The organism is Stenotrophomonas sp. YJH_SMC_110 (genome assembly GCF_059369255.1).
On sequence record NZ_JCAFSM010000003.1, the window covers coordinates 301,262 to 316,833 of the forward strand.

Annotated in this window: 13 protein-coding genes; 5 read left to right on the forward strand and 8 right to left on the reverse strand. The window is 67.5% G+C overall.

Translation table 11 applies throughout. The features are described 5' to 3' along the window. Window positions 1–32 precede the first annotated feature (32 nt). From AC5P6H_RS08520 to AC5P6H_RS08530, 3 genes are all read left to right on the forward strand, one after another. Entirely contained in the window at window positions 33–629 is a 597-nt protein-coding gene (locus AC5P6H_RS08520) for an IMPACT family protein (protein ID WP_495202523.1), read from the forward strand. Then, window positions 622–2,394: an ABC transporter transmembrane domain-containing protein gene (locus tag AC5P6H_RS08525; RefSeq protein WP_495202524.1), complete on the forward strand. Its 1,773-nt coding sequence runs from the start codon at window positions 622–624 to the stop codon at window positions 2,392–2,394. The genes AC5P6H_RS08520 and AC5P6H_RS08525 overlap by 8 nt, the downstream gene beginning before the upstream one ends. Window positions 2,395–2,464: 70 nt before the next feature. Further along, window positions 2,465–2,659, forward strand: a complete 195-nt coding sequence (locus AC5P6H_RS08530) for a hypothetical protein (protein ID WP_014646818.1) — start codon at window positions 2,465–2,467, stop codon at window positions 2,657–2,659. Between the two features lie 219 nt (window positions 2,660–2,878). Here AC5P6H_RS08530 and AC5P6H_RS08535 read toward each other — a convergent pair whose 3' ends face one another. The 3 genes from AC5P6H_RS08535 to AC5P6H_RS08545 all read right to left on the reverse strand — a co-directional run bounded on the left by AC5P6H_RS08535 (window position 2,879) and on the right by AC5P6H_RS08545 (window position 6,721). Beyond that, complete coding sequence (locus tag AC5P6H_RS08535) at window positions 2,879–4,003, reverse strand: prephenate dehydrogenase (protein WP_049441899.1); 1,125 nt, start codon at window positions 4,001–4,003, stop codon at window positions 2,879–2,881. Continuing rightward, entirely contained in the window at window positions 4,000–4,908 is a 909-nt protein-coding gene (gene pdxY / locus AC5P6H_RS08540; RefSeq protein WP_049441901.1) for a pyridoxal kinase, read from the reverse strand. The genes AC5P6H_RS08535 and pdxY overlap by 4 nt, the downstream gene beginning before the upstream one ends. Before the next feature lie 613 nt (window positions 4,909–5,521). After that, the gene (locus tag AC5P6H_RS08545) at window positions 5,522–6,721 is read right to left on the reverse strand and encodes an MFS transporter (RefSeq protein ID WP_041863321.1); all 1,200 of its coding nucleotides are present in this window, start codon (window positions 6,719–6,721) and stop codon (window positions 5,522–5,524) included. 72 nt (window positions 6,722–6,793) lie between these two features. On the opposite strand from AC5P6H_RS08545, the gene AC5P6H_RS08550 reads away from it, so the two are divergent. After that, the gene (locus AC5P6H_RS08550; RefSeq protein WP_495202525.1) at window positions 6,794–7,591 is read left to right on the forward strand and encodes an AraC family transcriptional regulator; all 798 of its coding nucleotides are present in this window, start codon (window positions 6,794–6,796) and stop codon (window positions 7,589–7,591) included. Between the two features lie 60 nt (window positions 7,592–7,651). Here the strand turns inward: AC5P6H_RS08550 and dnaJ are convergent, their stop codons facing one another. The 4 genes from dnaJ to hrcA form a co-directional block, all read right to left on the reverse strand. Then, window positions 7,652–8,776: a molecular chaperone DnaJ gene (gene dnaJ / locus AC5P6H_RS08555; RefSeq protein WP_014036853.1), complete on the reverse strand. Its 1,125-nt coding sequence runs from the start codon at window positions 8,774–8,776 to the stop codon at window positions 7,652–7,654. 154 nt (window positions 8,777–8,930) lie between these two features. Further along, complete coding sequence (gene dnaK / locus AC5P6H_RS08560; RefSeq protein WP_032959111.1) at window positions 8,931–10,853, reverse strand: molecular chaperone DnaK; 1,923 nt, start codon at window positions 10,851–10,853, stop codon at window positions 8,931–8,933. Window positions 10,854–11,035: 182 nt separating this feature from the next. Continuing rightward, the gene (grpE, locus tag AC5P6H_RS08565) at window positions 11,036–11,551 is read right to left on the reverse strand and encodes a nucleotide exchange factor GrpE (protein ID WP_014646812.1); all 516 of its coding nucleotides are present in this window, start codon (window positions 11,549–11,551) and stop codon (window positions 11,036–11,038) included. A 63-nt stretch (window positions 11,552–11,614) separates the two neighbouring features. After that, complete coding sequence (gene hrcA / locus AC5P6H_RS08570) at window positions 11,615–12,679, reverse strand: heat-inducible transcriptional repressor HrcA (protein ID WP_010484463.1); 1,065 nt, start codon at window positions 12,677–12,679, stop codon at window positions 11,615–11,617. A 115-nt stretch (window positions 12,680–12,794) separates the two neighbouring features. On the opposite strand from hrcA, the gene recN reads away from it, so the two are divergent. Continuing rightward, entirely contained in the window at window positions 12,795–14,456 is a 1,662-nt protein-coding gene (recN, locus tag AC5P6H_RS08575) for a DNA repair protein RecN (protein WP_014646810.1), read from the forward strand. Between the two features lie 110 nt (window positions 14,457–14,566). Here recN and AC5P6H_RS08580 read toward each other — a convergent pair whose 3' ends face one another. Next, a complete protein-coding gene (locus tag AC5P6H_RS08580) occupies window positions 14,567–15,484 on the reverse strand; it encodes a LysR family transcriptional regulator (RefSeq protein ID WP_495202526.1) in 918 nt (305 codons plus the stop codon). Window positions 15,485–15,572: the final 88 nt, after the last annotated feature.

Below are 15,572 nucleotides of genomic sequence, written 5' to 3' on the forward strand. Positions count from 1 at the left end.
GTGACCTCCGGCGACCCCGTAGAATGGCGGGAATGCCCGATACCCTCGCCCAGCCGGTAAGCCACACGCTGGAAGTCAAACACAGCCGCTTCATTGCCCATGCCGCGCCGATCGATGGCGCCGCGGCAGCATTGGCGTTCCTGCAACAGGTGGCCGTAGCCGACGCAACCCACAACTGCTGGGCCTACCGGCACGGCCAGGACTACCGCTCCAGTGACGATGGCGAGCCCGCCGGCACCGCTGGGCGGCCGATCCTGGCTGCGATCGACGGCCAGGGCTTCGACCGGGTGATGGTGGTCGTGACGCGCTGGTTCGGCGGCATCAAGCTGGGCGCCGGTGGACTGGTGCGCGCCTACGGTGGCGCCGCCGCCGAATGCCTGCGTACCGCCCCGCGCTTGCCGCTGGTGGCGATGGCCCGGCTGCAGCTGTTGGCCGGCTTCGAGGATCTGGGCACCCTGCATGCCACCCTTCCCAGCTTCGGCGCCGTGAAGCGCGATGAAGAGTTCGATGCCAACGGCGTGTGCCTGCGGGTCGAATTGCCGGCCGATCAGGTCGATGCATTGAAAATCCGCCTGCGCGACGCCACCCGTGACCGTATCCGCATACAAGACGACGACCAGGATGACTGACAAGGACGACGCCCCCGCCTCGGCCCCACCGCTGCGCCGCCTCGGCAGCCTGAGGACGCTGTGGCCGTTCGTGCGCCGCCACAGCGGGCTGTTCACCGCCTGGCTGCTGGCGCTGGCGGTCTCTTCGGCCGCCACGCTGAGCCTGCCCCCCGCCGTGAAGCAGATGATCGACCACGGCTTCACCAGCGGTGGCCAGATCAACCGTGCCTTCGCCCTGCTGATGCTGGTGGCGGTGGTGCTGGCACTGGCAACGGCCGCACGGTTCTTCTTCGTGTCGCTGCTTGGCGAAAAAGTCGTGGCCGACCTGCGCAGCCGCCTGTACGCACACCTGATCCAGCTCGGTGCCGGTTTCCATGACCGCAGCCGTAGCGGCGAACTGGTCTCGCGCCTGACCGCTGACAGCGAACTGCTGCGCAGCGTGGTCGGCTCGACCATGTCGGTCGCCCTGCGCAGCAGCGTCACCGTGGTCGGCAGCCTGGCCATGCTGTTCGTCACCAGCCCCAGGCTGGCGGCATGGTCGCTGCTCGGCATCCCACTGGCGGTACTGCCGATCATCATCGGCGCGCGCAAGCTGCGCACGGTTGCACGCAGCAGCCAGGACCGCATCGCCGATGCCAACAGCCTGGCCAGCGAGACGCTGGGCGCCGTGCGCACGGTGCAGGCACATGCACGCGAGCCTTACGAGCGCGGACGCTTCGACAAGGCACTGGGCGATGCCATCGGCGCCGCGCGCCGACGCATCGGTGCGCAGTCGCTGGTCACCGCCAGCGCCATCCTGCTGGTGTTCGGCGCCATCGTTGGCGTGCTGTGGCTGGGCGCGCACGATGTCATCGACGGGCGCCTCAGTGCCGGCACGCTGGGGCAGTTCGTGCTGTACGCGCTGATCGGCGGCGGCTCGGTGGGCGCGCTGGCCGAAGTGTGGAACGAACTGCAGCGTGCAGCCGGTGGCATGGGCCGCATTGGCGAGCTGCTGCAGGAAGACATCGAGATCCGTGCGCCGGCGCAGCCGCACGTTCTGCCGCAACCATTGCGCGGCGAAATCCAGTTCGACGACGTGGTGTTCCACTATCCGCAACGTCCGGACCAGGCCGCGCTGGACCACTTCAACCTGCATGTCCGCCCGGGCGAGACGGTGGCCCTGGTCGGCCCGTCGGGCGCGGGCAAGAGCACGGTGCTGTCGATGCTGCTGCGCTTCCACGATCCGGCCAGCGGCCGCATCTGCGTGGATGGCATCGACGTTCGCCAGGTCGATCCGGCCGAGCTGCGCGCGCAGCTGGCGCTGGTGCCGCAGCAGCCGACGCTGTTCGCGGCCAGTGCGCGCGACAACATCCGCTATGGCCGCCTGCAGGCCAGTGACGCCGAGGTCGAAGCTGCCGCGCGTGCGGCCGAGGCCGATGGCTTCCTGCGCGCGTTGCCGCAGGGCTACGACAGTGAGTTGGGCGAACGCGGTGCGCGCCTGTCCGGTGGCCAGCAGCAGCGCGTGGCGATTGCCCGCGCACTGCTGAAGGACGCGCCGATCCTGCTGCTCGATGAAGCCACCAGCGCGCTGGACGCACAGAGCGAGCACAGCGTGCAGCAGGCGCTGGAGCGGCTGATGGCCGGTCGCACCACGCTGGTCATCGCCCACCGCCTGGCCACCGTGCTCAAGGCCGACCGCATCGTGGTGATGGACCGGGGCCGCATCGTGGCCGAAGGTACCCATGCCCAGCTTCTGGCCGAAGGCGGACTGTACGCTGAACTGGCACGACTGCAGTTCATCGATTGATGACGGCCGGCTAACATCGGCCGGACCAAGCTGGCCTCGCATCAGCAGCATCCGCTGAAGGAGGTACGCGATGTCGTTCCGTCAGTTCCCTGCAGTCGACAGCAATGGCGAAAGCCACATCATCATCGAGTTCAAGCCCGAGGCGAATGGCAGCGGGCATCACTCTGAATCCACGCCGCGTTACGAGCTGGATGACGGGCGTCATCTGGTTCGCAATGGCCGCGAATTCACCACCAGCGGTGGCGAACTGCGGTTGATGATCTAGCGCTGCCCACCTTGGTGGGCACTGGCCGTGTCACCCTGCTCTGGTAGGTGTCGACCTCGGTCGACACGCGCTTTGCCAAGGGCAGTCGAGCAAGGCTCGACTCCACAAGAAGGCGTGATCAATTTTTCACCAAGCATCTTGACAGCCTTGCCTGACAAGGGCTGCGCAGGGTTATCCACACGTTTGCTCAGAAACCATCCACACCGCCTGTGGATGAATTCAGCCCAGCACCCGTCCGATGCCGCTGGCGTCCACGTCGGCCGCGGCCCGGGTGATCGCCGCCGGATCGCTGCCGGCCACGAATCCGATGCGGAAGTGCACTTCACCGCCGGGCGTGCGCGAGGAATGGATCGAAGCCAAGCTGATGCCATGCTGCTCGAACACGTTCAAGAGCTCGCGCAGCGAGCCAGGCCGGTCCTCCGGCAGGTGCACCGACAGCGCGTTGCGCTCGGTCAGATCGGCCAGCAGATACCCCACGCGTTCGAACGTGTAGTTGCCATCCGCCAGGGCCTGCTCGCCGAAGGCACTGCGATTGGCTGACAGCAGCTGCTCACGGAATGCAGCCCGTGCGCCGTCGTCGCCCTGTCCGACCTGCACCTGCAGGGCCTGCAGCTGCCCCACCAGCCGCTCCAGCATCGGCGCCACGTACGGGTTGCCGAACTGGATGTCTTCGTAGATCGCCGGATTCAGCGACAGGATGCGCGAGATGATCGCCGTGCCCAGCTCGAACGACGCCGAACGGTACGGCATCATCGCGGCCAGATCGCCCAGCTGCGGCTGGTACTGGCGCAGCACGCCTGCCTGCGCCAGGTGGGTGGCATGCACCATCGCCTGCACCAGCGCCATCATCTGGTCGTGGTGCTGCGGCGTCGCGCGCACGCACTCGGCCTGCAGCGCGGTGCACAGCGTATCGACCCATGCCCGCCAGTGCTGCAGCCGCGCTTCGCAGACCACCATCACCCGCCCCTTCAGGGTCGGCGCCTTGGGTGGCGCGGTCATCGGGTGCAGTCCGACCACTTCGGCCTGCGAGGCCAGCATCGCCTGCACCGGTGCCTCCTTTACCGAGGTCACATCCAGCCACAGCCTGCCCTGCTCGCGGCCCGCCGATTGCCGCACGTACTCGGCGATCAACGCCGGCGTGTGCCGGATCGGTGCCGAGAACACCAGTACATCGGCCTGCGCCAGCAGGTGTTCCGGCGTGTGCGAGTCCGGGTCGGCCGGGTCATGGCCGATCACCTGCAGCTGCAGGTGCTGCTGGAAGAAGCGGCACAGCCAGCGCCCATAGGCACCAGCACTGCCGACGATGCCGACCGTGCGCGGCGTGCGTGGATCCAGGCCGCTCATGCCACGCGTTCAGCGCGGAAGCGCGTTCCTTCGGCCAGCGCCGCCGGCGCGGCAGCGATCACGTCGAACTCCTCGAAGCCGTTGTCCAGGGTCGCCTCCAGCGCCGCATGGGTGCCGGCAATCGCGCGCGAAATCGCCTGCTGCATCGACTCACCGCGCAGCAGGAACGACACCACCAGCGACATCAGCACGTCACCGGTACCGGCCACGTCCACCGGCAGCAGCGGTGAGGTCCAGCGCCAGGTTTCCTCGTGCCCGACCGCCAGGGTGACCAGCTCACCCGGGTTGCCGCCTACGCTGTGCGCGATCACCCAGTGCGGGCCACGATCCAGCAGCGTGCGCGCGGCGGCGATGGCATCGGCCTCGGCCAGTGCCGGCATGCCGGTCAGGCGATTCAGTTCGAAGGCATTGGGCGTCACCAGCCAGGCGTGGGGCAGCAGGCGCTCGGCGAAGATCGCTTCCAGGCCCGGTTCCACGTAGGGTCCGGTATGGGTATCACCGATCACCGGGTCCAGGCAGTAACGCAGCTGTGGGCAGGCCGGCAGGATGTTGTCCAGCCAGTCGGCGAAGGCCGCACCGTTGGCGGTGCTGCCGAAGTAGCCGGACACCAGCATCTTCGCCCGCTGCGGCAGGCCACGCTCGTGGGTACCCAGCAGCAGGTCGGCAAACCAGTCGGCGGGCAGCACGCGGCCCCGCGTAGTGTCGTAGAACGGCGCATTGCTCAGCAGCACGGTCGGGATTTCGGCGACGCGCACGCCCAGTGCGCACATCGGCGGGACGGCGGCACTGTTGCCGGCGTGGCCGTACACAAGTTGCGACTGGACCGAGATGACATCGATCGGCGACGGCCCATCCGGCCGCTGGCGGCGGCCGTGGACCAGGTGGTTATCAAGGGATTCGCTCATGGCCGCATTCTACGCCCAAGGGAGTTTTCGGCAGGGCTTGCAGCCCTGCACCTGCCGAAGGCGAAGCCGAAGCAAGATCAAGAGCCGCATTCCGTGGGATGGCGGGGCGGTGTGGGTGGTCAGGACACGCCGTAAACCCCCCTCCGGGGTCCGGCCCAGCCGCTGGCGGCTGTGCGTTCGGGCGCTTGCGAAGCAGTGCTTCGCAAGCGAAGCGCCCTCACCCATGGGGGCTCGATGGCGCCATCCATGGCGCCAACGGTCCTGCCCACCCACACCGCCCCGCCTCTGACAGATTCCCGCGACTTTTGGTGGGTGCCGACCGTTGGTCGGCACATCTGTGGGATACCGAAATAAATCGGGGTCAGATCCGTTTTCCTTCGGAAAACGGATCTGACCCCACGAGCTGTTCCGACAGATCGCGGAAAACAGTCGAAAGCGGGGTGGGTCCGGTTGCAGGGGTGTCCGCGGCATGGATGCCGCGGCCAAGCCCCCAGGGATGGGTTTACGGCGTCCCCTGCAACCGAACCCACCCCGCCAACCCACGGATGGCCCGCTTCTGCTGTTGACGTTGCTTCGGCAGGTGCAGGGCTGCAAGCCCTGCAACCCAACCCCCTCAGTGAGCAGCAGGCCGCGACGGTGGCAGCCACGCTGCGACGATACCGAGCAGCGGCAGGAACGCGGTCAGCTGATAGACGAATTCAATGCTGGTCCTGTCTGCCAGCATGCCCAGCACGGCCGCGCCAAGCCCGCCCATGCCGAATGCAAAGCCGAAGAACAGGCCGGACACCATGCCGATGCGGTGCGGCATCATCTCCTGCGCGTACACCACGATGGCCGAGAACGCCGAGGAGAGCACGAAGCCGATCAGCACTGCCAGCACTGTGGTCCATAGCAGATCGGCGTGCGGCAGCATCAGCGCGAACGGGGCCACGCCGAGGATCGAGGTCCAGATGATCGGCTTGCGGCCGATGCGGTCACCCAGCGGGCCGCCGAGGAAACCACCGGCGGCAGACGCCACCAGGAACGCGAACAGATGCAGTTGCGCCTGTGCCACCGGAATGCCGAAGTGGTGGATCAGGTAGAAGGTGAAGTAGCTGCCGATGCTGGCCATGTAGAAGTACTTGCTGAAGATCAGCACCAGCAGGATCGCCAGCACCTTGGCCACGGTGCGCGACGAATGCCGCGGGGCCATAGACGCGGTGCTGGCCGGACGCGGTGTGCCCAGGTGCAGTGCATACCAGCGGCCAACATAGGTCAGCAGCGCGATGCCGATCAGCGCGGCGCCGGCAAACCATGATGCGGCACGCTGGCCATACGGCACGATCACGGCCGCAGCGATCAACGGCCCCAGCGCGGTACCGAAGTTGCCACCCACCTGGAACACCGACTGCGCGAAGCCATGGCGACCGCCCGAGGCCAGCCGGGCGATGCGCGAGGCCTCCGGGTGGAAGATGGCCGAACCAATGCCGACCATCGCCGCAGCCATCAGCACCACCGCGTAGTTCGGCGCAAAGCCGAGCAGCAGCATGCCGCACAGGGTCGAGGCCATACCGATCGGCAGCGAGTACGGTGCCGGGCGGCGGTCGGTGGCCATGCCGATCAACGGCTGGAAGATCGACGCGGTGAGCTGGTAGGTCAGCGTGATCAGGCCGATCTGGGTGAAGCTGAGGTTGAAGCCGCCCTTGATCACCGGATAGATGGCCAGGATCAGGGACTGCATCATGTCATTGACGACATGCGAGGTGGAGATGGCGGCCAGCACGCCGGGAGCCACCGGGCGTGAGGTCGTTGCGGGAGAAGCCAGGGTCGACATGGACACAGTCAGGTTGGGGGTGAGCCACGCATGCTACGGTGGGCCCCCACTCCCTTCTGCCGCGTTCGGGTCATGGCATATCGCAAAAAGGACACTCCCTGCCCGATCCGCGAGACCGCGCCGTGGAACGAAGTGCCGGTACACCGCCCGGTCACCAGCCGCGCCCGGCACTACCCGCCCGGTACCCACATCGCGCCGCACCGGCATCGCCGTCACCAACTGGTCTTCGCCATGTCCGGCCTGATGGTGGTGCGCGCGGACGGTGGCCGCTGGGTCGTGCCCTCCACCCGCGCGATCTGGGTTCCGGCCGGCATGGCGCATGCGGTGGACTGCATCGCCGAGGTGCACATGCGCAGCCTGTACGTGGAACCGGACTTCGCGCCGCAACTGCCGGATGGGGCGTTCGCAGTACAGGTGGCGCCGCTGCTGCGCGAACTACTGCTGGCGGCCAGCCTGATCGAGTCCGCGCACGTGGACGACAGCCGCGACGGTCGCGTGGTGCGCCTGCTGCTGGACGAGCTGCACCGCATGGACGTGCTGCCGCTGCACCTGCCCTCGCCCACCGACCCGCGCCTGCAGAGGATCTGCCAGCACATCCAGAAGCATCCCGCCGACGCCGCCACGCTGCAGGACTGGGCCCAGGCGCTGCAGGTGGACGTGAAGACCATCCAGCGCCATTTCGCCGGCGAACTGGGCATGACCTTCGGGCAGTGGCGGCAGCAGGCGCGCCTGCTGGCCGCCCTGGAGCGGCTGGCAGTCGGCGACAAGGTCATCGATGTGGCGCTGGCGATGGGCTACGACAGCCCCAGCGCGTTCACCAGCATGTTCAAGCGCCAACTGGGGCAGACGCCCGCGGCGTTTTTCCGCTGATCGCAAACGAAAACGCCGGGCATGGCCCGGCGCTACCGCTCAACGCTTCGGTTGAAAAACTCAGGACGTCATCCGGTCCCAGAAGCCCTTCACGCCATCCATGAACGTCGCCGACTTCGGCGAATGCTTGCGTGCTTCCTCGCCGACAAAGGTGGCTTCGAACTGCTCCAGCAGCTTGCGCTGTTCGTTGGTGAGGTTGACCGGGGTCTCCACCACCACGCGGCAGTACAGGTCGCCCTCGCTGCGGCTGCGCACCGAACGCACGCCCTTGCCGCGCAGGCGGAACAGCTTGCCGGTCTGGGTCTCGGCCGGGATGCGGATTTCCGCTTCGCCGCCGAGGGTCGCCACGCGTACGGTGTCGCCCAGCGCTGCCTGCGAGATGCGGATCGGCACTTCGCAGTGCAGGTCGTCGCCATCGCGCTGGAAGATCGCATGCTCGCGCACGCGCACTTCCACGTACAGGTCACCCGGCGGCGTACCGGCCGGACCCGCCTCACCTTCACCCTGCAAGCGGATGCGGTCGCCGGTATCGACGCCCGCCGGCACCTTCACCGACAGCACCTTGTCTTCCTCGACACGGCCGTTGCCGTGGCAGGTCTTGCAGGGCTTGGCGATGATCTGCCCACGGCCGCCGCAGTTGTGGCAGGCCTGCTGCATGGCGAAGATGCCGCGCTGGATGCGCACCTGGCCGCGGCCATGGCACACATTGCAGGTTTCGACCTTGCCGTCTTCGGAGCCACTGCCATCGCAGTCGCCGCACTCGGCCAGGGTCGGGATCTCGATGCGGCGCTCGACGCCGCGTACCGCTTCTTCCAGGTCCAGCTCCATCACGTAGCCGATGTCGGCGCCGCGACGGGCCTGGCGCGGCCCACCGCCGCCCCCGCCAAAAATGTTGCCGAAGATATCGCCGAAGATATCGTTCATGTCCGGGCCGCCCGGACCACCACCGCCCATGCCGTGCTCGAACGCGGCGTGGCCGTGGCTGTCGTACATGCGGCGCTTGTTGCCATCGGACAGCACTTCGTAGGCTTCCTTGCACTCCTTGAAGGAGGCTTCGGCCGCCGCATCACCCGGGTTGCGGTCCGGGTGGAACTTCATCGCACAGCGACGGTAGGCCTTCTTCAGCTCGTCGTCGGTGGCGGTGCGGGCAACGCCCAGCACTTCGTAGTAATCGCGCTTGCTCATATGGTGAATCTGGTTCCGGAAAGTCGGGATTCGTCAAAGCGGAAGAGCGGAACCAGGTCCGCTCTTGCGTCGGGCGCCCCGACACGCCGGTGGGCGGTCAGGACCCTGATGCGACAACGGGACGCTGATGGCCAGCGTCCCGTGTCGGTCCGGATCAGGACTTCTTGTCGTCCTTGACTTCGGTGAACTCGGCGTCGACCACGTCGTCCTGCGCCTTGCCGGCGTTGCCGGCGTCGGCACCCGGGGCACCGCCCTGGTCGGCCGAAGCAGCGGCGAACAGCGACTGGCCGGCTTCCTCCAGCACCTTCGACTTGGCTTCGATCTGTGCCTTGTCGTCACCCTTCATCGCGGTTTCCAGGTCGGCCAGGGCCGCCTCGACCTTGCCGATGACATCGCCGCCGACCTTGCTGCCGTGCTCGGTGATGGCACTGCGGGTGCCGTGGATCAGGGCATCGGCCTGATTGCGGGCCTGCACCAGCTCCTGGAACTTCTTGTCTTCTTCGCGGTTGGCTTCCGCGTCGGCGACCATGCGTGCGATCTCTTCCTCGGACAGACCCGAACCGGCCTTGATCTCGACCTTCTGTTCCTTGTTGGTCTTCTTGTCCTTGGCCGACACGTGCAGGATGCCGTTGGCGTCGATGTCGAAGGACACTTCCACCTGCGGCAGGCCACGCGGAGCCGGCTCGATGCCGGACAGGTCGAACTTGGCCAGCGACTTGTTGAAGCGGGCCTGCTCGCGCTCACCCTGCAGCACGTGCACGGTCACGGCCGACTGGTTGTCCTCGGCGGTGGAGAACACCTGCGAGGCCTTGGTCGGGATGGTGGTGTTCTTCTCGATGATCTTGGTGAACACGCCGCCCATGGTTTCGATACCCAGCGACAGCGGGGTCACGTCCAGCAGCAGCACGTCCTTGACGTCGCCGCCCAGCACGCCGCCCTGGATCGCAGCGCCCAGTGCCACGGCTTCGTCCGGGTTGACGTCCTTGCGCGGTTCCTTGCCGAAGAATTCGGTCACCGCCTGCTGCACCTTCGGCATGCGGGTCTGGCCACCGACCAGGATCACTTCGCTGATGTCGCTCGAACGCAGGCCGGCATCGTTCAGGGCGACGCGGCACGGCTCGATCGACTTCTTGATCAGGTCTTCCACCAGCGCTTCCAGCTTGGCGCGGGTCAGCTTGATGTTCAGGTGCTTCGGACCCGAGGCGTCAGCGGTGACGTACGGCAGGTTCACTTCGGTCTGCTGGGCGCTGGACAGCTCGATCTTGGCGCGCTCGGCAGCGTCCTTCAGGCGCTGCAGGGCCAGCGGATCCTTGCGCAGGTCGATGCCCTGGTCCTTGTTGAATTCTTCAACCAGGTACTCGATGACGCGGTTGTCGAAGTCTTCGCCGCCCAGGAAGGTGTCGCCGTTGGTGGCCAGCACTTCGAACTGCTTCTCGCCGTCAACGTTGGCGATCTCGATCACCGAGACGTCGAAGGTGCCGCCGCCCAGGTCGTACACCACGATCTTGCGATCCTTGTTGTCGCCCTTGTCCAGGCCATAGGCCAGCGCGGCCGCGGTCGGCTCGTTGATGATGCGCTTGACGTCCAGGCCGGCGATGCGGCCGGCGTCCTTGGTCGCCTGGCGCTGGCTGTCGTTGAAGTAGGCCGGCACGGTGATGACCGCTTCGGTGACCTTCTCACCGAGGAAGTCCTCGGCGGTCTTCTTCATCTTTTCCAGCACCTTGGCCGAGATTTCCTGCGGCGCCATCTTCTTGCCGTCGCTGGTGGCCACCCAGGCATCGCCGTTGTCATGGGCCAGGATGCTGTACGGGACGTGGGCGATGTCCTTCTGCACTTCGGCGTCGGTGAACTTGCGGCCGATCAGGCGCTTCACCGCATAGAAGGTGTTCTTCGGGTTGGTGACGGCCTGGCGCTTGGCCGAGGCGCCCACCAGGACTTCGCCGTCCTTGGTGTAGGCGACGATCGACGGGGTGGTGCGATCGCCTTCCGAATTCTCGATGACGCGGGCCTTGCCGCCGTCCATGATCGCCACGCACGAGTTGGTGGTGCCGAGGTCGATACCAATGATCTTGCCCATGGGGGAGACTCCTGAGGATGCTTGTTGGGGTCAGTCCGGCCGTTCGGCCGGTGGATGAATACGATGTGGGGGAGGCTCGTGGAACATTCAAGCCATCTCCCGAACGCTGTGTTTCCGGTCGCCCGGCGCGTTCAGCGTCGGGCCGGGTGACGGGACATTCCCGCCTTCCGGCCCTGGAGGGGTCAGTCGGCGGCCACCACCACCAGCGCCGGCCGCAGCAGGCGCTCGTTGAGCAGGTAACCCTTCTGGAACACGGTCACCACGCTGCCCGGGGCGGCGTCTGGGGCCGGCACCTGGCTGATGGCCTGGTGGTGTTCCGGGTTGAACGGCTGGCCGATCGGGTCCAGCAGGACCAGCCCGTTGTCGGCGGCAACCTTCAGCAGCTGCTTGTAGGTCAGCTCCAGGCCCTCGCGCAGCGGATGCGGGTCATCGCCGGCCGCCTTCAAGCCGGCATCCAGGCTGTCGAACACCGGCAGCAGCTCGCCCAGCAGCTTCTCGTTGGCGAACTTGCGGGCCTGCTCGATGTCACGGGCAACGCGCTTGCGCTGGTTCTCGAGGTCGGCGCGCTCACGCAGCGCATCGGCCTTGATCTGCTCGACCTCGGCGCGCAGGCGCTCCACTTCGTCGTTGACGCCGGCGGCGGCGGCCGCATCGGCGGCAGTCTGCTGGGATTCGATATCTGGATGTTCGTGGTTCATGTCTGGGTCCCTGGCGGTCAGTCTCCGCCTCCACCCACCCTAGTGTGGGCGGGATGCTGCGTTTCAAGCGTCGGATGTTCCAGGAGTGCGCCCGGCTGGCGAAAACGCCGCGCCGAGTACATCGGCAGTAGCCTGGACCAGCGGGATCATCCGGTCGTAGGCCATCCGCTTGGGGCCGATCACGCCCAGCACGCCCAGCACCTGGCCATTGGCCGTGTAAGGGGCAGTGACCAGCGAGACGCCCTGCAGCGGCATCATCCCGGTCTCCTCGCCGATGAAGATGCGCACGCCGGGCGCCTGGATGGTCCGCTCCAGCAGCTGCAGGATCTCCCGCTTGCTGGAGAACAGCTCGAACAGCTCGCGCAGCCGCTCCAGGTCGGACAGGTCCTGCACCCCCATCAGACGGGTCTGCCCGGCCACCAGCATGTCGTCGGCCGCCGGCTGCAGGGCCTGCTCGGCCAGCTCGATGCTGTGCGCCAGCAGCTGCTCCAGCTCCGAACGGGCATCACGCAGTTCCAGCAGCAGGCGGGTGCGGATCTCGGCCATCGGCAGGCCGGCGAAATGCGCGTTGAGGTAGTTGGCGACCTGTTCCAGCTGGCCCGGCGCGAACTCCTGGCGGGTCTCGATGACCCGGTTCTGCACCTCGTTGTCGGCGAACACCAGGATCGCCAGCACCCGGCGCCCGTCCAGCGCCACGAAATCGATCTGGCGGAACGCGAACTGCTCGCGCCGCGGGGCGCTGACCACGCCGACGAAGTGGCTCATCGCCGACAGCAGCTCCGAGGCGCTGCCAAGCAGGGCCTGGGTGCTGCCGCCGCCGGCCAGTTCCTGGCGCAGCCGGGCCAGCTCGCCTTCGCCCGGCGGCTGCATCTGCAGCAGGCTGTCGACGAACACCCGGTAGCCATGTGCGGTCGGGACGCGCCCGGCCGAGGTGTGCGGCGAAGCCAGCAGCCCCAGGTCTTCCAGGTCACCCAGGATGTTGCGGATGGTGGCCGGACTGACCTCCAGCCCGGCCACGCGCGCCAGCGTCTGCGAGCCGACCGGCTCACCGTCCTGGATGTAACGCGCGATCAGCGTGCGCAGCAGATGGCGCGCACGCGGGGCAAGCTGGTCGGGAGAACCGTGCATGGAATCAACCTGTGAGACACGGACACTAGATAATGGCGGCGGATCACCTTGGCAAGTCATTGGACCTCCCGCGCCCGCGTGCTAGCGTTGCGCGGCTGCTGACACCCCCTTACCCATGCTCAGACATCTTTCGATCAAGGATTTCGCCGTCGTCCGCGCCACCGAACTGGAGTTCGGGCCAGGCATGACCGTGGTTTCAGGCGAGACCGGCGCCGGCAAGTCACTGATGGTCGACGCGCTGGGCTTCCTGTCCGGCCTGCGCGCCGACAGCGGCGTGGTCCGCCACGGCGCCGCGCGCGCCGAGCTGTCGGCCGAGTTCGCGCTGGACCAGCTGCAGGCCGCGCGCCAGTGGCTGGCCGACAACGAGCTGGACGACGAGGAGCAGTGCCAGCTGCGCCGCGTGATCCGTGCCGATGGCGGCTCGCGGGCCTGGATCAACGGCCGCCCGGTGACCCTGGCCCAGCTGGGCGACCTGGCCTCGTTGCTGGTGGAGATCCACGGCCAGCACGAACAGCAGGCCCTGCTGACGCGCCCGTCGCAGCTGGCCCTGCTGGACGCCTATGCCGGCAACGAGGACGAGCGCCGCCAGGTGCGCCGCGCCGCTGCGGCCTGGCAGGCGCTGGTCGATGAATCGCTGGCGCTGTCGCAGCAGGGCGACGTCAGTGACCGGATCGGCTTCCTGGAGCACCAGCTGCGCGAACTGGACCGCGAAGACCTGGAACCGGAGTCGATTGCCGCGCTGGGCGCCAGCCACCGCCGCCAGGCCCATGCCAGTGCCCTGCTGAGTGCCTGCCAGGCGGCCAGCAACCAGCTCAATGGCGACGACGGCAGTTCCGCGCTGGACCTGCTGCAGCAGGTGCGCCACGAGCTGTCGCGCCTGATCGAACACGACCCGCGCCTGGGCGAGGTCGACGGCCTGATCGAAAACGCCTCGATCCAGCTGCACGAAGCCCTGTCGCTGCTGGACCGCGTGCATGACGACCTCGACGCCGACCCGGAACAGTTCGAGGAGAACGAGCGTCGCCTCGGCCGCCTGCACGACTTGGCCCGCAAGCACCGTGTGCCGATGGACGAGCTGGGCGCGCAGCGCGAGCGCATGCACGCCGAAGTGGAACAGCTGCGTGGTGCTGACGAACGCCTGCAGCGCCTCGCCGGCGAGATCGACAAGGCCGCTGCGGCGTGGCGCGTGCAGGCCGGGCTGCTGACCGCCAGCCGCCGCGCCGCCGCTGCCGAGCTGTCGGCCACCACCACCGGCATCATCGCCGAGCTGGGCATGGGCGGCGGCCAGTTCCTGATCGAGCTGGAACCGCAGGACGCCGGCAAGCCCGACCCGCAGGGTGCCGAGCGCGTGGAATTCCTGGTGGCGGCCAATGCCGGGCAGCCACCGCGTGCCCTGCGCAAGGTGGCCTCGGGTGGCGAACTGTCGCGCATCTCGCTGGCCATCGAAGTGGCCGCGCTGGACCTGGATGCAGTGCCGACCATGGTGTTCGACGAAGTCGACTCCGGCATCGGTGGCGCGGTGGCGGACATCGTCGGCCAGAAGCTGCGCGCCCTTGGCGAGAAGCGCCAGGTGCTGTGCGTGACCCACCTGCCGCAGGTCGCCTCGAAGGGCCATGCCCATTACCGGGTCAGCAAGGCCCCGGTGGAAGGCATGACCCAGAGCGCAGTGGAAAAGCTGGACAGCAAGGCGCGCGAGGAAGAACTGGCGCGCATGCTCGGCGGCGTGGAAGTGAGCAAGGAAGCGCGCGCCGCCGCACGCAAGCTGCTGCAGGTGTAACGCCGGCCGAGCCGAGCATTGGCTCGGCTTCCGCACGGTAGTGCCGGCCGCTGGCCGGCACCCCGATGCGGGTGGATGAAGATCATGAGGTTGCCGGCCAGCGGCCGGCACTACCCCTGTGGCTGCGTCAGATCGACGTTCTCCACCAGGAAATCAAGAAATGCGCGCACCCGCAGCGGCAGGTAGCCGCCCTGCCCCAGGAACACCGCGTGCACCTCTTCCAGGTCACCGGGATTGGCGTCCTCCAGCACCGGCAGCAAGCGCCCGGCGGCAATGTCCGGCTGCACCTGGAATGCTGCCAGCCGCGCCATGCCCAGCCCACCCAGCACCAGCTGGCGCAGCGCATCGCCGTTGCTGGCGCGCGCGTTGCCACTGGGCAGCAGCATGCGTTCGCGCCCGTCCTGCAACAATGGCCAGCCCTGCATCGCGCGCGCATGGCCGATATCCAACCGGTTGTGCGACTGCAGCTCCTCGGCAGTGCGTGGCAGCCCGTGCCGCTGCGCGTAGGCCGGTGCAGCCACGATCATCATCCGCGTCGCACCCAGCCGCCGCGCCACCAGGCTGGAGCTCTTCAGTGGACCGGCCCGCACCGCCACGTCGGTGCGCTGCTCAAGCAGGTCGATCACCTCGTCATTGAGGGTCAGGTCCACGCCTACCTGCGGGTTGCGTTCGAGGAATGCCGGCAGCAGCGGCAGCAGGAAATGCTGGCCGAACGGCACGTTGGAGTTGACCCGCAGCCGTCCGCGCGGCTCGGCATGGGCACTGGCACAGCGCTCGGCCTCCTCCAGGTCGGCCAGCACGCGCAGGCCGCGCTCGTAGAACGCGCAGCCTTCCGGGGTCAGCTGCAGCTGGCGGGTGGAGCGTTGCAGCAGGCGCGTACCCAGCCGCTGCTCCAGCCGGGCCACCAGCTTGCTCACTGCTGACGGCGTCATGTCCAGGGTGCGTGCGGCGGCGGAGAAGCCACCGGTCTCGATCACCCGCACGAACACTTCCAGTTCGCCGGATCGGTTGATGTCGGGTCGCGCCATGACGATGAATCCAGTTCACAGATGATTGTCCATGCGCAGTCTAGTTCACAGATAACCCCGGAATCACCATGGCGTTCCCTCCCCCTTG